Here is a 19,054-nt window from a genome sequence, read left to right on the forward strand (position 1 = left end):
TGAAAGATAGAACTTTAAAGAATCAAAAAAAACATATAAATAAAACCTTGAAACAGTTCCGGCTTGCGAAAACGATGATCCAACTTTCCATTACCGGTACAGTTTCGGTGATCACTGCCAGCCTGAGCTTTTATTTTTGCCCAGGCTTTTCTTCCCAGGTCGTAGATAAGGCCAGATCTGGCATTTACTTTGTACAGACTGCCAGCCACCGTAAATTTCAGGAGCTGGAAGACTTTCTTAAAAAGCAGACCCAGCCAAAACCAGAAATCCAGAAACAAACAGAGCTTTCAGAGGATACTTCCGGGACACAGGGGATCCCAGATACATCTTCTGTCACCTCAAAGACCTCTCTGGTAATCCTTGGTAAAGCAGAAAACCTGGATATGGAAGCAAAACCGGGATCAGATGGCAATTCTTATGATGCTGCCATCCTGGATACCAGTATGGGCCCGATGTACTACTATAATCAGGGGGATACCCGCTGGAGCAGTTATCTCTACGGCGGTTCAGATCCCATGCTCCAGTATGGATGTGGTCCTACTGCTGCAGCCATGCTCATCTCCAGCTTCACAAATGACGGAGAAGCCATTACCCCGGTAACTATCGCAGACTGGTCTGCTGCCAATGGCTATTATGCCCCCCAGGGAGGTTCCTATCACAGCCTGATTCCTTCTGTCCTTGCAGCCTATGGCTTCCAGGTGGAATCTGTAACAGACCATTCTCCCCAGAATGCAGCTTCCCTTCTTTCTTCCGGTCATATCCTGGTCGCCCTTATGGGTAAGGGAAGCCTGACGCAAAACGGTCACTTTGTCCTGATCACAAAGCTCCTTCCTGACGGAAATGTTTCTATCGCAGATCCTAACAGCTTTGATAACAGCACCTGCGAATGGGAGCTTCCTCTTCTTATGGGAGAGTTGAAAAAAGTCTATGACAGCGGTGCCCCGCTCTGGGCCGTTTCCATGGCTGCATCAAACTCTTCCCTCTCCTGAGGAAGGAGGATTCCCCTGAACATCCGCTCCAGATCCTTTCTGCCCATTGCCATAGCCACCCGCAGAAGGATCACCTTGTCTTTTATATCAGAATAATCATAAATCTTCCCTAAAAACTGGACTACCTCTTCTGCGCTGACATTGCTCTCTGTAAAACAGTTGATCAGAGTCAGCAGCGCATTCATATCTTTGTGGTCAGTATTCAGTACGATCACGCAATAACGGACCGCTTTCTGGTAATCTCCCAGCCTTCTGCAGCCTTCTCCCAGACACTCATACATCTGGATCAGCATAGAGGTGGTAATGATCCCCCTGTTCACTGTTCCATAGGTTTCCAGCTTTGCTATAGCCAGTTCATACATCTGTACCGCTTTTTCATATCGCCCCTTTCTCCAGTACCAGTCCCCCATAACACAGTCAAAATCAGGCTCTTTCGGAAGCTTTTCCACTGCTTCTTTATAAATAGCTTCCACCTCAGCTTCCGGTGCGTTCAGGCACTGGGAGACCCTTAACAGGTTTGTATAGGTATAAGAACTTCGCTGATCATATACCTCCAGTTTTTCCGGCATGGCTGCCACCGCCTTTTTGTATGCATCTCTTGCTTCTTCATTTTTTCCATCTGAAGAATAGGTATCTCCCAGATATCCAAGATAATCACAATTTTCAGGATCCTGCTTCAGGATCTCCAGGATAATGTTCAGATTCCTTTCAAATTTGGACTTATCCTTCTTCTCCTGTTCCTGGTAACCGGTATGGAGGAAAGCCAGCTGCTTTGTAGCATCTGTCAGATGCAATCCGGATCTTCCTTTTCTGACCAGGTGTTCATGTATTTTTCCTACATAGCGCAGGTCCGGCCGGTTTACAAAAAAGCGGATCATAGTACCGCCGCTTGTGATATTGTTATTTTCATCCAGATCTACGATCCCTGTAAGAAGACCATCTACATCGTCTCCAACATATTCCAATATCTCCGGAATCTTCTTTGTATCCTCCGGTGTAAAGCTTTCATCCGCATCAAGAAAGGCGATCCAGTCTCCTTTTGCCTGGTCAATGGCAAAATTTTTGGCAGCAGCAAAATCATTGATCCATGGGAAAAAAAATATCTTTGCCCCCATTTCCCTGGCAATCTCCACGGTACGGTCACTGCTTCCTGTATCTACCACGATCTGTTCACACATAATATCCTTCCCCCATGAAAGAGCGCGTCGGATATTTTTTTCTTCATTTTTCACGATCATACATTGTGATATGTTTTTTTTCATCATCTGTTACCTTCTTTTTATGTTCCAAAATATATTATAAAAAAGAATCCTGCTTGCAGGATTCTCCGCCTGCGGCGGGTCGCTTTAGCGACACTCTTCCACTCCGCCGCAGTGCGATCCTTAGCGGAGCGTTTTTTTGTCATAGGACGAAGTTTCCTATGACAAAAAAAGGGGAATCTGCATAAAGCAGATCCCCTAAAAGATGCAGAATCAATTTCAAGATTACTGCAGCATGCTTAATACACCCTGAGGCATAGCGTTGGACTGGGAAAGCATAGACTGAGCAGCCTGTAAAAGAATATTGTTCTTTGTATAAGCTGTGATCTCATCTGCCATATCAGTATCACGGATACGGCTTTCCGCTGATGTAATATTTTCAGAAGTTACCTTCAGGTTGTTTACCGTATGCTCCAGACGGTTCTGGGCAGCACCAAGGTTCGCACGGTAAGTAGATACTCTCTCAATTGCAGCATCTACAGATGCCATTGCCTTGAATGCATTCGTTGTAGAATCAACTTTGATCTTATCAATAGTTAATGCTGCCGCTGTCATAGTCAGCTGTCCAACGGTCATTGCGTTGGTCTTATCTGCAGTAGCACCGATGAAGAAAGTCAGGTTCTGCCCTTTCTTCGCAGGATTTAAAGGTTTCTCACCGTTGAACTCTGTAGTAGTAGCGATACGGGTAATTTCTTTATTCAGTGCATCAATCTCAGCCTGAATGTTACCTCTTGCAGTTGTGGTATAAGTACCATTTGCTGCCTGGGTAGTCAGAGTCTTCATACGCTGAAGCATGGAGTGGGTCTCTGTCATAGCACCTTCTGCTGTCTGGATCAGACCGATCGCATCGTTTGCGTTGTTTACAGCCTGGTTTAAACCATTGATCTGGGAACGCATGGTCTCGGAAATAGCCAGACCTGCTGCGTCATCGCCTGCACGGTTGATCCTATAACCGGAAGACAGCTTCTCTAAGTTTTTGCTCAGTGCGCTCTGGTTGGTGCTTAAGTTTCTGTAAGAATTGATCGCTGCAATATTATGCTGGATTACCATAATGAATTCCTCCTTATATAAAAGAAAATATGGCAGTGGACTCCTTTCCTCTGTCTTCTATTGTCCCAAGGGCCCTTTCTGGAACAGCAGAATTTTCTTTCTATGTATATATATCGTCTTATGTTAAAAAAACATAAGCCTGTTTTTCATTATTTCTTTCATTTTTATTTTAAAAGTTCAAGTATGGTCTGAGGGAGATTATTTGCATTTGTAAGCATCATATTAGAGGACTGGAGGACGATGTTACTGCTGGTATATTTTGTGATCTCTTCTGCCATATTGGTATCACGGATCTGGCTTTCTGCCGCCTGCATGTTTTCACTTGTAACGCTTAAATTATTGTGGGTGTGATCCAGATGCATATAAGCAGCTCCAAAGGATGCCCTGACTTTAGAAACAGCCTCTATTGCATCTTCAATGTATCCTACAGATTTTTGTCCCTTTTCTACAGTGGAAAAATCTGTCTGATCCAGCTGTAGTTCCCTGCTTCCTATATAATAGCGTTCTACATCCAGAACCTCTCCAGCCTGAGTAGAACCGCCGATCTGGAGCGGGATCGTATCGTCCAGCTCTGGCGGCTGCCAGAGCTGTGTATTTGCATTGGCATCTGCCCTGGAAAACAGGGAGATCTCTCCAAATTTAGTGGTAGAACCAATCCTGTCAATCTCCTCAAGGATCTGGTCTTTTTCCATGTTCAAGGTTTCCCTGTTGGATTGATCGTAAGTTCCATTTGCAGATTTTAAAGCCAGAGTCTTCAGTCTCTGGAGCATGGAATGAACCTCTGTCAAAGCGCCATCTCCTACATTGGTAAGTCCGATGCCGTCATCAATGTTTCTCATTGCCTGGTTCAGGCTGTTTATCCTGCTGCGCATACCTTCCGAGATCGTCAGGCCAGCTGCATCATCTCCTGCACGGACGATCCTAAAGCCGGAAGACAGCTTTTCAAGGGACTTTTTCAGCTTTCCTGTTTCGATCCCCTGATTTCTGGCAGCATTTATGGATGCTATGTTATTCTGCACCTGCATGATGTTTCACCTTCCTTAAATAACCATTTGTTTTTATTATCGGCAAAATGCCTTATTTTATTGATACCAGGGTCAAAAGGCCGAAATTGCGAGAGTGCAAAGCACGCAGCAATCCGGTATCTGTCTGTCAGATCAGCGTACCCGTATCCTTACCCATATTCATCATCATCTGAAGACGGAGGATCTGCACCATATTAGACCAGTCTTCCCCGGAAAGGTTCTCTCCCTTTCCTGCTGCCAGAAGTGTACCAAGGCTGCTTCCTGTAAGGCCACTTCCTATAAGGCTGCTCACTGCTGTACTGCCGGATGTTTTCCCATATGTCCCGGTACTCACCGTACGTCCTGCCAGGATCGTATTGTTTCCCGTATAATCTGCCATGATCTTTTTTACATAATTCTGGGTTTCTTTATATGGTGGGATGCCTCCGTATTTGGTCACACTGCCCGGTCCAGCGTTATAGGCTGCCAATGCAAGGCTTACGTCTCCTCCGAACCGGTTCAGATTTTGTTTTAAGTATTTTGCCCCTCCAAGGATATTTTGTCTGGCATTGTAAGGATCGCTTACTCCAAGAGAACGGGCTGTTCCCGGCATCAGCTGCATCACGCCCATAGCCCCTGCTTTGGATACAGCCTTTGGATTAAACCCTGACTCCGCCTTTGCCACCGCCCTGAGAAGTTTAGAAGGGATCTGATATAAAGCAGAAGCTTCTTCAAAAATAGAATCCATATCTTCTTTTATGGTATTCAGCCCATTTTTCAGTATCCCCTGAAATTCCTGGACCGGTGTTGTCTTCTGTGTCTGATCCGCTGCCTGTGCAGCTAACTTTCCCCCATCTCCTGTTATCGGTGCTAAACTCATATTTCTTACTCCTTTCGGCCTGCGCCGTCTGCTCCCAGGTACCAGCCATCCTGAGAACAGTTTACTGCCATAGATCCATCGTTATTTAAATAATACCAGATATTTTTATCATACAGCCAACCGGTCTTCATATCCCCATCCGGGTTTAAGTAATACCATTTTCCGTTTCCTGTGTTCACCCATCCGGTCTTCATACATCCATTTCCATCAAAATAATACCATTTTCCACCATACAGGAACCAGCCCCTGGTTCGGTTTCCTTCAGCATTAAAGTAATACCATATACCTCCCACCAGCTTCCAGGTATTGACTGCCAGAGTACCATCCGGCATAACAAAGTTGTCTCCCTTTAGAGAACCTGCTGCGCCTGGACCAGTACTGCAGCTCTGGGAAGTTGCTGCATGTTTTTTTTCTTTCTCCTCTTCCTCACTGTCATCTATATCCTGTTCCTGTGATGTAACAAATTCCCCTTCTTTTAAGTATTTTTTCTGTTCTGCCGTAACCGGGACCGCTTTTACCTGATAATAGTAGATCTTGTCCGGATCTGTCATGTACTCCTTTAAGCTGACAGAGTTACCTGTAACTGTCATCCGTTTCACCACTTTATCATTTCCATATAAAGTCAGGGTATAGCCCGGAGCATAGTCTACCTTCTTCCACACTGCCTTTTCTGAGTCAAGTGAACTCCAGCCTGCTAAAGCTGTGTCACCCAGAACAGTGACCGGCGTATAGTCCACCTTTACCTGCATGGTGGTATTATCCAGGGCTTTCGCCGATACAAGATCCGCCCCGGTCACACGGCATTTGGATCGTCCAAGGGACACAGGGAAATACTTTCCCTGTGCAGCATCCACAGTGATCTCCATCCGTACCTTTTTACCAGGTTTCCAGTTTTCATACTCTGTTTTGTAATAAATATCCCCAATGGATACCCCTGATCCGCTGATGGTGATCTGGGGCTGTGGTATTTCCTCCGGATCTCCAAAAGTGGTGTTAAATGTAATACTCATGGTCTCGATGATGCTGCTGTCTGCCCCATAAGCTGTATACACTGTGTACATATGAAAGATTCCCCCTGGTACAGACTGTAAACTTCCTGTTCCAAGCAGCAGTCCTGTTCCGGCACAAAGGAGTATTTTTCTGATCATTTTCATATCCATTCCTCACATATCTTTACCTGTACCAGATCCCGTCCTCATTAACATAGAATCCATTGATATACTGGTTTTTTGCCATTTCACCTGAATCCGGCCAGAAATAATACCAATTGCCGTCAACCTGATACCAGCCGGTAACCATAACTCCGTCAGCATCCAGGAAATAAGTTTTCCCTTCCCGGATCAGCCAGCCGGTAAACATGGCTCCCTGAAGGCTGTTGTCAAGTGTGTTTAAGTAATACCAGGAACCATTCTGTTCCAGCCAGCCGGTATATAAGGATCCGTCTTCTCTGAAAAAGTAATAATCCGCCCCTATGATCTTCCAGCCTCCATAAGCCATGGTTCCCTGTGTATGCCCATTTTCCGTTAATGGCCAGAAATAATACCACTGTCCATTGATCTTTGCCCATCCGACCGCCATTTCCCCGGTATCATACAGGTAATACCAGTCATTTGCTACCTTCTGCCAGCCGGTAAGCATCGTGCCATTAACATCAAAATAATACCAGTATCCGTTGACCAACTGCCATGCCCCCCGACATATAGAGCCATCCGGAAATCTGTAATTCCATACATTGTCTTTTTTTACCCAGCCTACTGTATCTGTGGTTCCGGACTTTGCCGAAGGATTTTTTGACTGCTGTCCTTTACCATCTGATACATACCGGTCTGTAATGGAAAGCTCCCCGGATTCTGCCCATTCACTTTTTCCACCATATTTTTTCTGGGAATCTGTTCCCGGTACTGTGCGCACCTTAAAGGTATACTCTCCTGTTTTTGTCATATATGGATAAAAATTATACTGGACCGCACTGGTCTGGGAGACGCTGTAAACTTTTGATTTTCCTCTGTAAAGCTGTACCTCGTAATAACCGGAGGTGTTATCCGGTTTTTCCCATTTAGCCTGTCCCAGGCTTTTTTCATTCCACCAGGCATCTTCCGGAGCAGCATAGTCTCCTTTGATCCCGTTTACCCGCAGGGTAACTACAAGATCATCCCCGTCTCTCCTGGCAGACACAAAGGTTCCCCCGCTGATCTTTACATTGGCTTTTTTGTAGCTGGAAACAAAATAATCTTCGCTGACATCTTCCGGTTCCAGGGTGACTTTCATCTGAGGTTCTTCAGAAGCCTTCAGTTCATTGGAGCTTTTATCCGTCCATTCAGCCTCAGAAACGCTGTATTTACTTCCCCCTGCATCTACTGCCACTTCTCCATCTGAAACTGTGGTCGTTTCCAGTTTTATATCCGGAAGCTTGCTGCCTGCTTCCAGCTTGGATGTAACACGGATATTTACTGTTTTAATCTCTTTTGCTGCTGCAAAAGCATCTATCTTTCCCCACTGAAACAGCAGGGCTCCTGAAAGGAGGAGCAGAAGCATTTTATGTCTGTGTCTGAACTTTCTGTCAGGTATTTTCGGATTTTGTTTCATTCTCTTTTTCCTCCGGTGACGGCACATATCCTAAAAAGTAAATATAGATCTCTATGATCGCCTGATATAATTCTTCCGGCACAGCCGCTCCCAGCTGTAACCTGCTTAAAAGGGTTGCAAGGGAATCATCCTCATAAACCGGAACCCCAGACTTTCTGGCTGCTTCCGTGATCTTTTCTGCCATATATCCCATTCCGGAAGCAACGATCACCGGGGCGCTGTCCTTTTCCGGTGAATATTGAAGTGCAACTGCTTTTTGTTCTAATAACCGCTCAAACGCTGACATTAATACCATTCTCCTTTTTTCTTATCTTTGGGAAAACATCCAGCAGACGGTAATGAGCTTTCCTTTCCTGCACCTGCATCATTTTCACGCGCATCCCGTTTCTGGTACATATTTCCTGAAGCTTTGCCTGTATCTCTCCGGCGCCGGCAGAAAGATTTTTCGGAACTCCCAGCTCTATGGATATTTTATGATCCTGGAGATCTGCCAGAAGCTGGAAATCTCCCAATCCCCTGATCTCAAAGTCCACCAGAAGGCGTATTTTCCTGCCTCCATCTTTTTCTTCTTCTTTTTTCTCTGCATCCGGATCAATCCAAAATTCAGATACAGCCTCTTTTCCCTGATATTGGAAAGGAAGGATAAAATGATTTACAGGCATATATACGCTTTCGTTTACCAGCATCCCACGCATCAGCTGGTAAAAATCCTGTACATGTTCCAGCCCGGCTTCTCCTTTGGCCCCTCTTTCCACAAGTGAGCCAAAAAGATCTCCATAAATATTTCTTTTTTTTCCTTCCTGGCCGGTAAGTACAGCATACAGTTCTTCAGGCTCTGTTTCAAAAAAACGTTTAAAATCCCTATTAACTGCCATTTGTTCAAAAAGACTCCTTAGAAGGGCACTGCTTCCGTTTTCATAACGCGCCCCATAAAGGATCAGCTGGATCACGCTGCTTCTTACATTGCCATAATCATGGGTACGGGAAATATATCTTGAAAGAAAGGGGACCAGCTTCTGAAACAGAACCTGGGAATTTTCCTTCGTTTCCCCATTTTCTGCCTTCCAGTCCAGCTGATCCAGAATCGATGCGTATTCCTGTCTTACAGAGGTGTAAAGCATTCCTTTTATTTCATCTGTCAGTTCCTGCATCTGCCCTAAAAGATGCTCACCGCTGGAATAATTGTTGAATACCTGAAGGAATTTAAGGGCTGTTTCCTGCAGGCCTCTGTTTCCTTCCTGCTGTAAAAGAGTTCTCAGGTTTTCAAAGAAAGTACCGGAAAATTTTGTCTGTCCCTGCATTTTTAAAAAATCCAGCAGCTGGCCAGGATCTTCAAACCTGGCAGAATCCAGCAGCTGCTGCACCATTTTACCCAGATCTTCATCGCCTTTAGCGATAAAGGCTCCATCCCAGAACAGGATCCGGCCCAGGGAATCCTTTATTTCATTTTCCTGCCCCAGCTTCTGAAGAAAGTCAGTATAATTTCCATTATAATTGCGGATGCCGAAGCCACTTTCACTTTCCTGGTCACCAGCGGTGCCGCTTTTCTGTCCATCTGCCCGCACTACACGAGATGGGTCAGAAGGATTCTGGATCTGGGAACTGTTCAGGGCGCTTTGCTGCTCCTCGCCTGTATGGACATTTCTATTATTATCTATATATCTAGAAGGATCTGTTACCTGTAATATATTAGACATGATTTATTCCTTTTCTTTTTGATTCTATAATATTAATATAGGTTTATCCTGCATACCTCCATATGTATATTTAATCGGCGTTTTCCCGTTTTTTATAATTATTATTTTTCTTATATTTTCAAGAAAAAAGACGATAATTTACATAGATTCAGTAAGCATGTGAAAATCACAGGATACTTTTGTGGTCCTGCCGTTTTATTTTAAGGGGAGGAGTAATTATATGAAAATTCAAAATTTTATCCAGGAGCAAATATATATGGAACATGTATCAATGAGACAAAGCAATATTGCTTTGTCTGATAATATTTCTGCAAAACCGGCTGATCTTGACCGGGCCAGTTTTGAATACACCGAAGGTATTTCGGCGGATGAAACACTTTTCGCACGCTCTCTGGCCCACAGCATTACAGAAGATGTCTGCCGCGATAGGGGCGTTTCTGTTGAAAAGGTTGCCCAGCTGAAAAAACAGGTTGAGGAAGGAACCTACGAACCGGATCCCATGGCCATTGCAAGGGCCATGTATGATCTATGAGGGCGCCTGAAAGCCTGATCCCGGTATTAGAACAGCTGTGTACTGTATTAGAACAGCTATGCCAGGTTGAGGCTGATAAACTAACTATTATTTCAGCTGATCATCCCGACCAGCTGGAATCTCTTTTAAATGATGAAAACATGCTTTTACTGCAGCTGCGCGGACTAGATAAAAAACGAAGTGATCTTCTTCGCAGGTCGGGTCTTGAGGGGCTTACTTTCCGCCAGATTTTGATGCAGGAGGACAGCGAGGAGGCTGTGGCACTTCTCTCTCCGATCTTGGAACGGTTATCCAGCCAGGCTGAAAAGCTGAAAAAAGTAAAAGGTGGCACAGACCGTCTGATCCGGATCCGCATGAAGCAGTTAGAACAGCGCCTTGCCGGTGCGAAGCAGAGCGATCCTCATGTTTATGACAAATATGTCTGATAAAACTGTGGGGACTGCAGGATATTTATATTTCGGAGGTAATAACACTTTATGGTAAGAGCAACTTTTTCCGGTTTTAATACCGCTCTGTCCGCTCTCCAGGCCAACCAGAAACGTCTGGATATTACAGGACAGAATTTGTCAAATATGAATACTGCCGGATATACCAGGCAGCAGTTAGAGGCATCCAGCCTTAATTATACGAATCCTGTTTCCCATTATTCTAATGGGAATGAAACTGCAGTAGGCTTTGGGGTAAGCATGGACCGGGTCTCACAGATCAGAGATCCTTATCTGGATATCCAGTACCGCAACCAGTCTGCTGACTGCAGCTATACCAATCGTTTACAGACTGCCCTTAATTCCCTGTCAAAGGTACTGGACGAAACAACCATTTCCGGCATCCGTAAGGCATTTGATGATGTCCAGTCTACCCTTACAAGCATGCAGGATCCTGCAAAGGTATCCGATCCCATCTATGAAAGTGAGCTGCGAACTAAAATGCAGTCTGTATGTAATCTTTTTAACCAGGCATCCAGACAGATCACACAGGCCGAACAGAATGAATTTCAAAGGCTCACAGGGGAAGGCAGCAGTGAACAGGGCGATGTGCAGAAGATCAATGACATCCTCCGTCAGATCGGCGACCTGAACGTGCAGATCAAACGTAACCAGGTTGCCGGTCATCCTTCTCTGGAACTGCAGGATGAACGTAATCTTCTCCTGGATGAGCTTTCCGGTTATATTCCTATTGAAACCAGATATTACAAGGATGATGCCCATTCCGGGAATAACGCCTATGACTATGATGCAAATGGTGCTGTGATCGGCAAGAAGGATTGGCCTGATGACCTGGAAGTGAGCATGGATTACATTGATGCCCAGGGAAAGAGCCAGAAGCTGATCCTGGTAAACGGATCTGACCTTGGTGCTAACGGTCTCACAAAAAACTACGGTCAGTTAAGTGTGTTAAAAGGCGATCACCAGACAGCTGCTTCTGTTTCTGATCCTGCAGACATTTCCATCAAGTTTGAAAAAGCCCCCAGCTATAAAGGAAACGGACCGGCAGCTACCAATGATGTATACGCAGAGTTAAAAGGGATCCGTTTTGAAGGCGGCTCTCTTCAGGCAAGCCTGGATATGCTCCAGAAAACAGGTACCGGCAAGGTGATAAATGGATCTACTGCTGTGGATGATGTCCGTGGATACCAGTATTACTCAGAAAAACTGGATCAGTTAGCTTCAACTTTCGCAAAATCCATGAATGACATCAACAATGGCAAAAACCACACGGATCAGAATCTTTTATCTAATTCCACCAATGACTCAACAACTGGTATAACAGCCGGAAATATTGGTATCAGCAAAGGCTGGACCAGTGGAACGATCCATATTTCTACAGACGGCACCAACCGCACAGATACAATCCTTGATATGATCGCAGCTATGAAGGATACCACGAAATTGAATGGGAAAACATTTGCTGATTATATGAATAACCTTTCCACCCAGCTGGCCTCTGATTCCAGTTCCAACCAGACCGTATTAAAAACAGGCACAACTGTTTTAAACAGTATCCTGGACTCCAGGGATTCTCTTTCCGGTGTCAGCTTAGATGAAGAAGCAACCAATATGATGGCCTACGTTTCAGCCTATAATGCTGCTTCCCGGCTGATGACTGCCCTTGATGAAGTGTTGAATACCCTGATCAGTAATACTGGTGCATAAATATAAGGAGGATTAATAAATTATGAGAGTTGTACGTTCATCTGTTTACCGCAGATATACTTCTTCTTTAAATGATCTTCAAAGCAATCTGAACAAAAGCATGAACAAGGTTTCTACCGGCGCTGCTTATGAAACAGCTGCTGATAATCCTCTTGCTTATTACCAGGGAAAGAAAATGGATCATTTATATCAGGATGCAAAGAGTAAAAGTTCTATTTTAGGTGATATTAAAAACCGTCTGTACCAACAGGAGCAGGGCGCAAGGGATATCCAGAAGACTTTAAGCAACAGTAAGACTTCCATGCAGTATGTGCTGGATTCCTCCCACAACAGCTCAAAAACTTCTGTCCAGACAAAAAGAGATGCTCTTCTTCAGGATGTGCAGAGCATGGTCAGTAATCTGAACAGTCAGTATCAGGATTTTTATATTTACGGCGGAAATGATATTACAACAGCTCCGTTTTCTTTAAGCGGAGATGGAAAAACCCTTACTTATACCCATAAGTATTCAGACGGTACCACAAAGACGGTCAATATGACCATGGCTTATGATAAAGATAAAAATACTTACAGTTATCATTTAAGCGATGATGACCTGAACAACCTTGTGACAGCTATGAGAGAACAAGGCCGGGTAGATATCGGTTATGGCGATATTTCCAACCGCCAGTCTCTTTTAGATACCTATACAGGAGGACTGAATATGCTTACGGGACTTACTTCAGATTCCTTAAATGCCATGTCTGATGCGGATGCAAGGGATGCGGTCAAAGCTGCCCTGGAAACAACTCCTGTGGCACTTCTCAGCCGTTCGGTTATGGCCTGTGATAATTATATCAATGATACTACGACCGTTGATCAATTTACAGATACTATGGGCAGTGTACTTAAAGATGCAGCTAATACAGAGCATACCATCAGCACCATTTACAGCGACCTTGGCAATAAATATTCCCTGGTAGAAACTACAAAAACCCGTCTTGATACTTTAAGCGACAACCTGACAGAGGAATACAAAGACATTCTCGGAGCTGATCCTTATGAAGCCATCACAGAAATGTACTCTTACCAGTATTCTTATTCTGCTGCTTTAAAAATGGGGTCAAACCTGATGCAGTCATCTCTTTTTGATTTTATAAAATGATACCGGTACATTGTTTACAAAAAACAAGCAAAAAAATAACTTTCCATTTTCAGGTCTGAAGAAGGTGAAGATATATGAAACCTGTGATTGAAGCAAATTTTAAACCTTTTGAATCTGTCCGTTTCCGTCAAAATGCCAGGCTGGTTTCAAAGGACCAGCTGGCAGCAAGACAGCATCAGGCTATTTCCCAATACCGCCTGAAAGCACGTCAGGCTCAAAATTACGGGATCAGTTCTCTGGAAAGCATGACCTGTATCCAGAATATCAGACAAGCTTTTGATCTCCAGGATACTGTCCAAAGAGTACATGGCACAGCAAACGTTTCTGGATCAGGAAACAGCTTTGGTGATCCATTTTCTGGCAGCCCTGACAATAATGGGTTGTATACCCTTCAGAGAGGTGAATTTGAATTTCGTGTGGCATCTGGCGATCTGGAATACATACCAGCCCTGGAAATGACCATCATAACCTCTTACCCTGAAGTAGAATTTATATATACCGGCACCCCCAATTATGTTCCACCAAAAAAAGAGCCGGATTCCCCTGCTCTTAATGTTACCATATAAAAACTGACCCCGGAGGCTTATACAAGCATGAAGATTGATACAAAATATTACGGCGAGATGGATTATACGAAAGACGAGCTGGTTGTATTTCCAGATGGTTTATTTGGTTTTTCCCAGTACCATGACTATCTTCCCCTCGCTATGGAGGAAGATGACAGCTCCATGCTGATACTCCAGTCTGTAGACGAACCGTATGTGGCATTTTTCCTCATTGATGCAGCCACGCTCTTTCCTTCTTATTCACCGGTTCTTCTACCGGAAGAATTATCCTTTCTGGAAGTAGATTCCAGTGATAAATTATCCTATTATGTCATATGCACTGTAAAGAAGGATTATCTGGATGGAACCGTCAACCTGAAATGTCCTCTTGCTATTAATCCGGATACCCGCAAAGGGATCCAGGTGATCTTGTCCAACGCTGACTATGATTACCGCCATACCTTACGTTCTCTTCTTGGTAAAGAGATAAAGGAACAGGACGCTAAAAAGGAGGTAAATAGCCATGCTGATACTGAAACGGAAAAAAAATGACAGCATCCTGATCGGGAATGACATACGCATCACTGTACTTGACTGCGACAATGGATCTGTCAGCCTGGCTATAAATGCCCCGAAGCATATTTCTATTTTGCGGGAAGAACTGACAGAAGCAGAGCGCAGCAACCTGGATGCCCTATTATCTGATACAGATTCACTGCACTCTATAGAAAAAGAACTGAATTCTTATATAAAAAAATAGACCATAAGCTTAATGACCAGCAAACGGGTGAATACTGATAAAATGACTCTTATCGGCTAAACAAAATATCATATAGCTCTTTCAGTTGCCGGTGTACGAGAGAAAAAAACTCTCTCAGACGCCGGTAGAATAATGCTCTTTTTTCCATGCGGTCTTCCCGCTCTTCTTCTTTTAATATGTCTGATCTAAGATCCAGCGCCTGTTCATCTGCTTCCGGCCCAAATTTCCCTGTCATGCCGTAGAATACATTTTTCTCCAGTATATCAAATACCTGCAGTTCTTCTTCCTCTGTCTCCATGCTGACACATTCTTCCCGTGTTCCAAACCACATATAGCTTAAATGCAGAAGCTTCTGCGCCAGTATATTTACTTTAAATTCCTTTAACCGGTTCTCAAGCTCCTGAAGCTGGTCTTCTGCTGCTGCTTTTCTGTAAAATACATATAAGTCTGCCAGATGGCGTATCTGCAGATGTCCTGTTACATATAGGTAAGCAGACTGGATCATAAGATAGACTAGCTGGTCTATGGCATTCCATTCATAAATGTAGTTATCATTTTCTTTCAGGAAAGTACGCTGGAGCAGCTTTTCCATCCCCCTCTGGTATACCTGGGTTTTAAAAGGAAAGCTATCATAGATCTCCACAGAAAAACGGCCTGGTATACGCATCTTTTCACCCACTCCCGGATAGAGAGTATCCGTTTCGTAGCCTATATTGACCAGATACCCTTTTGCAAAAAGATAATCTTCCGGGTCAAGAAAAAAAAGCTTCAGAGAGCTTTCCCCCGCCATTTCCTCTCTTGGATACAGCTGTCTGCGGCTGCTGGAGGAAAGGACGAGTACCGGGATTTTTTTTAATTCCAGAAGGACCAGTATCTCCCGTTCTCCTTCTGTGCAGCTTTCGTTGAATTTCAGAATATCACTGTAGCGCTCATAAAAGCGTGTTTTCCACCGTTCAGGCATTTTTTCATTATTTCCCAGGATTGCAAGATAGATCAGGTTTGAAATTTTGTTATAATCTGCAACCCGGAACAGCTTTTCCCAGTCCAGATTTCCATGAAGCGGCTTAAAATCATCCTGGCGCATAACAGATGCAGCCATATTTACCAGCATGCGGCCTTCATAAAAGTTTTGATTTTCCATTTAACTTCACCTGTTTTTTGATATTCTTCTGTTAAGTCCCCCATCGATCCTGCGTATCTTATCTAAAAGCTTTTCTGTGCGGCAACGCAGATCCTCAATACGCTTCTCCAGCATTCTTTCGCTCTCTGTCTTTCCTTTAAAACAGCTTTTTATATTCTTTAATGGACCTTTTGCCAGATTGCGCAAATACCGGGCCTGAAGGCTATTTCCCACAGTCTGCAAAATGATCTGTTCTTCACAGTCTGCATGGCGCTGCAGCTGTTCTCCCCTCATATCTAAAAGAAGAGAAGCGGAGACTGTGTCGCCGCGCTCCACTGCCTCCGCCAGTTCTTCCGTCAGACTACAAACTTCTCTTAATATATTATATCTCCTTTGAAGATATATCACAATTGTTTCCAAGTCTGTACTCATGTATTCTCCTTTAACCGAAAACACTTCGTTCTCTCACAATGTGCTGATCACCGGAAATCTTTCCCGCCTGGTTAAATGCATCTCTTAATTCAGAAAGTATGTGGCTGATCCTTGGGATCTCTTCTGCCCTGCGTTCCCTTCCTGCTTTAACACGGCTGATATCATAGATCAGGTACTCATAGATACGTTTCAGATCCTTGCTGATGGGATACTGCATATCCAGTATCTGTATTAAATACCGGACGATCCGTCCTGTTTTTTCAAGATATTCTTCAAAAGTCTCATATTTTTTGTCCTCAAGTGCAATCTGTGCCATTTTCAGGCGCTTCACTGCTTCATCATACAATAAAAGCAACAACTCCAGATTGCTCATAGAATAGATCGTACTTTCCTTGTACTGCTTAAACTTTTCATACATGTTTCCTTACCCCCATCAGCCACCTAACTGTGACAGGTAGCTGGACTGTGAATTCATCTGATTGATCAGCGTTTCCATCTGCGTAAACTGGCTGATATAACGATCCTGCTCAGTTGACAGCTGGGACTGCAGGTTTGTGATGGTTTCCTGCATATCCTTTAATTCTTTATAAATACTGTTGTTAGTCAGGGTCAGGCTTAGTTTTTCAGATCCTGCCTCTTCAATAAGCACACCATAGGAATTTCCATTCTTGCTTGCATATCTGGTGGCATAAGTAGAAAGAGTACTGTCTATGGTGTTTACAATACCATGCGTGCCTGTGAACAGGTCTGATACCTTTTCCGGATCACTGTCCATGGCAGTTTTAAACTTTTCTTCATCAAATACGATCTTTCCACCTGCTGTGTAATCATCTGAGAAGGAAATTCCGATCTTTTCAAGATCGTCATAAGAAACACCATTCATCATCATTGAAGAGAAAATGCCCTGGGTAGCATTGTCCAGATCTTTTAAAGCGCTGCTGTTGTACAGAATACCCTCTTTTGCCTTATCCTCCCAGTTTTTAATGGAGGTTTCATTCATTTCATTTTTCTGGTCTTCTGTCAGAGGCCCATAATTGCTGTCCGGCTTGGTGGTTACCTGGGTGCGGACCTCATCGATCATGGCATTATAAGCTTCAATGAATTTCTTTACAGTCTCTGTCACCTTTTCTGTATCTGCTGAAGCAGTAAAGCTAACACCGCCTTCTGCTGTTGCAGAGCCTGTATCAAATGTATTGGTGGCTTTAATATCCAGACCGTCAATGGAGAAGGTATTGCTGCTGCTGGTAATGGTGGTCTTTACACCATTATAGAGAATACTCATCTCACCATCTGTACCATCATGGCTTTCCTTCTTATCACCGCCGAAAATGATATTTGCTGCATCAGTAGTATCTTTTGGATCTGCACCAAGACTGATTTCACGGCCCTTACCTTTTTCATTGGAAGAAAGAACAAATTTGTTTGCACTTCCCAGATAGGTGGCAGTTACTCCTGCATCTTTATTATTATTGATCGCAGTAAGCAGTCCGTCTACTGTGGTATCTGCAGTAATATTATCTATTTTTGTACCATTGACTGTAAAGTTCTCTAATGCTTTGTTTAACTTTTCTTCTGTATCGTACTTTTCCAGTCCCAGTTTGGCCCTGTTCTCCCACAGGCTGCTTCCTGTACTGATCTTGTTTGACTGGGTAGATGTGATACCCAGGGCATTCTGGAGTTCCTTTGAGTCTGCGGATATCTGTAATGTCTGTCTGCTGTCTGTTGCAGTAAACGTCAGTCTGCCCTTTGAATCCTTTGAATCCTTACCTACAGTAACCTTTCCTGAACCGAAGGCTTTATCCATTTTTGCCTGTAAGCTGGACTGAAAAGCTGAAAAATCTTTTATCTCTTCCTTATCGCCGATCAGTTCAATATTCTTTATCTGTCCGCCATAAGAAACAGAAATTGATTTTCCCTTAAGATAGCCGGAAAGGGGCTGCTTTGTTATAGCTGCAGCCTCGAATGAAGATGTATGGCGGTTAAATTCATCAAGTGAAATGCCGTTATCTATATCATCCTTATTCATGTTGCCGGAATTAAAGCCAAGACTCTTTAAAGCAGATGATGTTTCCCTGATCACACAGCTTTTTCCTTTATCGGTAATACTGTCTGTCTGGCTGATCTGGATCTTATCACCATTCAATGTAAATTTAATGCCGCTCTTTCCATCTTTTCCGAGAAATTCCTGGGAATCAAGGGCTTCATTCAGCTGGTCTACTATATCTTTAGAACTAGCAGCTGTATAATCAATGGTGACTGTCTCTGTTTTTCCACCGTCCACCTTTTTTTCATAACTGGTGGGGAACGTAAAGGTTGCTTCCTCTGTGAATTTCTTATCTGTAATACTGTAGGTTCCAAATGTCAGCTTCGTTCCGGAAAGATTGGAGGTCTTTATTTCTTTATTGCTAAAATCAGATTCACTGATGCCGCCTAAGGTAATAGCTGAATCTGTTTTCTTTTCGCCGGAGATCAATGTGGCAGATGTTGCTAATTTGTTTACTCCCAGAACTGATACTCTGGATGCAGTGTCTGCATTTCCTGTCGCTGATATATATTTTGTATAATCAGGATCCCCCTGTACACTGACCTGGTTTTTTGCAAAGAAATCACTGTTTTTTAAACTCTTTGTTGCTGAATAGCTAAGGTAATTGTCCTGAAGATCTATGATCTTATTGCTGACAGAACGATATGCATCCCTTTTCCATTCCAGTTTGGTCATAGCCTTCTTCTTGGCTGTGATCTTGGATGTTGTTCTTGCTGTCATCTGTTCGATCAGTGCATCCCTGTCAATACCGGAAGCTAAACCACCATATCCTCTTAAAGCTGTATTTCCAAGACTGCTGCTTGTACTTGATACACTTGACATATCTGCCGCTCCTTTCAGTCATGTGATGTCGCGGTGT

The 19,054-nt window shown here is 43.7% G+C and carries 20 protein-coding genes; 8 read left to right on the forward strand and 12 right to left on the reverse strand.

Annotated elements, in window-relative coordinates; translation table 11 throughout:
* Nucleotides 1–74 precede the first annotated feature (74 nt).
* Nucleotides 75–989 (forward strand): C39 family peptidase, encoded by a 915-nt coding sequence (locus BN3656_RS03645; protein ID WP_096807398.1) that lies wholly within the window; start codon nt 75–77, stop codon nt 987–989.
* Here the strand turns inward: BN3656_RS03645 and BN3656_RS03650 are convergent.
* The 8 genes from BN3656_RS03650 to BN3656_RS03685 form a co-directional block, all read right to left on the reverse strand.
* Nucleotides 926–2,254 (reverse strand): glycosyltransferase family 2 protein, encoded by a 1,329-nt coding sequence (locus BN3656_RS03650; RefSeq protein ID WP_066544295.1) that lies wholly within the window; start codon nt 2,252–2,254, stop codon nt 926–928. The genes BN3656_RS03645 and BN3656_RS03650 overlap by 64 nt on opposite strands.
* A 219-nt stretch (nt 2,255–2,473) precedes the next feature.
* Entirely contained in the window at nt 2,474–3,298 is an 825-nt protein-coding gene (locus BN3656_RS03655; RefSeq protein WP_066544297.1) for a flagellin, read from the reverse strand.
* 164 nt (nt 3,299–3,462) lie between these two features.
* Nucleotides 3,463–4,323, reverse strand: a complete 861-nt coding sequence (locus tag BN3656_RS03660; protein WP_066544299.1) for a flagellin — start codon at nt 4,321–4,323, stop codon at nt 3,463–3,465.
* A 127-nt stretch (nt 4,324–4,450) separates the two neighbouring features.
* On the reverse strand, nt 4,451–5,182 hold the full coding sequence (locus BN3656_RS03665; protein WP_066544302.1) for a lytic transglycosylase domain-containing protein: 732 nt from the start codon (nt 5,180–5,182) through the stop codon (nt 4,451–4,453).
* 5 nt (nt 5,183–5,187) lie between these two features.
* Entirely contained in the window at nt 5,188–6,243 is a 1,056-nt protein-coding gene (locus BN3656_RS03670; protein ID WP_066545243.1) for a hypothetical protein, read from the reverse strand.
* Nucleotides 6,244–6,355: 112 nt separating this feature from the next.
* Nucleotides 6,356–7,768, reverse strand: coding sequence for an N-acetylmuramoyl-L-alanine amidase family protein (locus BN3656_RS03675; RefSeq protein ID WP_081422833.1), 1,413 nt, complete (start codon nt 7,766–7,768; stop codon nt 6,356–6,358).
* On the reverse strand, nt 7,743–8,054 hold the full coding sequence (locus BN3656_RS03680; RefSeq protein WP_066544304.1) for an EscU/YscU/HrcU family type III secretion system export apparatus switch protein: 312 nt from the start codon (nt 8,052–8,054) through the stop codon (nt 7,743–7,745). Before BN3656_RS03680 ends, BN3656_RS03675 begins: the two co-directional genes overlap by 26 nt.
* On the reverse strand, nt 8,041–9,465 hold the full coding sequence (locus tag BN3656_RS03685; RefSeq protein ID WP_066544306.1) for a hypothetical protein: 1,425 nt from the start codon (nt 9,463–9,465) through the stop codon (nt 8,041–8,043). Before BN3656_RS03685 ends, BN3656_RS03680 begins: the two co-directional genes overlap by 14 nt.
* A 256-nt stretch (nt 9,466–9,721) precedes the next feature.
* Here BN3656_RS03685 and BN3656_RS03690 point away from each other — a divergent pair, with 256 nt between their 5' ends.
* From BN3656_RS03690 to BN3656_RS03720, 7 genes are all read left to right on the forward strand, one after another.
* Nucleotides 9,722–9,997 carry a flagellar biosynthesis anti-sigma factor FlgM gene (locus tag BN3656_RS03690; protein WP_167544856.1) on the forward strand — a complete coding sequence of 92 codons (276 nt, stop codon included), beginning with the start codon at nt 9,722–9,724 and terminating at the stop codon, nt 9,995–9,997.
* Nucleotides 9,994–10,422: a flagellar export chaperone FlgN gene (gene flgN / locus BN3656_RS03695; protein ID WP_066544310.1), complete on the forward strand. Its 429-nt coding sequence runs from the start codon at nt 9,994–9,996 to the stop codon at nt 10,420–10,422. The genes BN3656_RS03690 and flgN overlap by 4 nt, the downstream gene beginning before the upstream one ends.
* A 51-nt stretch (nt 10,423–10,473) precedes the next feature.
* The gene (locus tag BN3656_RS03700) at nt 10,474–12,150 is read left to right on the forward strand and encodes a flagellar basal body protein (protein ID WP_066544312.1); all 1,677 of its coding nucleotides are present in this window, start codon (nt 10,474–10,476) and stop codon (nt 12,148–12,150) included.
* A gap of 22 nt (nt 12,151–12,172) precedes the next feature.
* The gene (locus BN3656_RS03705; RefSeq protein WP_066544314.1) at nt 12,173–13,294 is read left to right on the forward strand and encodes a flagellin; all 1,122 of its coding nucleotides are present in this window, start codon (nt 12,173–12,175) and stop codon (nt 13,292–13,294) included.
* 74 nt (nt 13,295–13,368) lie between these two features.
* A complete protein-coding gene (locus BN3656_RS03710; RefSeq protein WP_066544316.1) occupies nt 13,369–13,860 on the forward strand; it encodes a hypothetical protein in 492 nt (163 codons plus the stop codon).
* Nucleotides 13,861–13,887: 27 nt separating this feature from the next.
* Nucleotides 13,888–14,391: a flagellar assembly protein FliW gene (locus BN3656_RS03715; protein WP_066544318.1), complete on the forward strand. Its 504-nt coding sequence runs from the start codon at nt 13,888–13,890 to the stop codon at nt 14,389–14,391.
* Nucleotides 14,363–14,599, forward strand: a complete 237-nt coding sequence (locus BN3656_RS03720; RefSeq protein WP_066544324.1) for a carbon storage regulator — start codon at nt 14,363–14,365, stop codon at nt 14,597–14,599. The genes BN3656_RS03715 and BN3656_RS03720 overlap by 29 nt, the downstream gene beginning before the upstream one ends.
* Nucleotides 14,600–14,648: 49 nt before the next feature.
* Here the strand turns inward: BN3656_RS03720 and BN3656_RS03725 are convergent, their stop codons facing one another.
* Genes BN3656_RS03725 through fliD form a run of 4 tightly spaced genes read right to left on the reverse strand, consistent with a single transcriptional unit; the run spans nt 14,649 to nt 19,017 of the window.
* On the reverse strand, nt 14,649–15,740 hold the full coding sequence (locus BN3656_RS03725; protein WP_066544326.1) for a nucleotidyltransferase family protein: 1,092 nt from the start codon (nt 15,738–15,740) through the stop codon (nt 14,649–14,651).
* Nucleotides 15,741–15,746: 6 nt separating this feature from the next.
* On the reverse strand, nt 15,747–16,151 hold the full coding sequence (locus BN3656_RS03730; RefSeq protein WP_066544328.1) for a hypothetical protein: 405 nt from the start codon (nt 16,149–16,151) through the stop codon (nt 15,747–15,749).
* Between the two features lie 10 nt (nt 16,152–16,161).
* Nucleotides 16,162–16,569, reverse strand: a complete 408-nt coding sequence (locus BN3656_RS03735; protein ID WP_066544330.1) for a flagellar export chaperone FliS — start codon at nt 16,567–16,569, stop codon at nt 16,162–16,164.
* Nucleotides 16,570–16,584: 15 nt separating this feature from the next.
* Nucleotides 16,585–19,017, reverse strand: coding sequence for a flagellar filament capping protein FliD (gene fliD / locus BN3656_RS03740; protein WP_066544336.1), 2,433 nt, complete (start codon nt 19,015–19,017; stop codon nt 16,585–16,587).
* Between the last annotated feature and the right edge of the window lie 37 nt (nt 19,018–19,054).

It is taken from the genome of Clostridium sp. AT4 (assembly GCF_001517625.2).
Classification (GTDB): Bacteria; Bacillota; Clostridia; order Lachnospirales; family Lachnospiraceae; genus Enterocloster.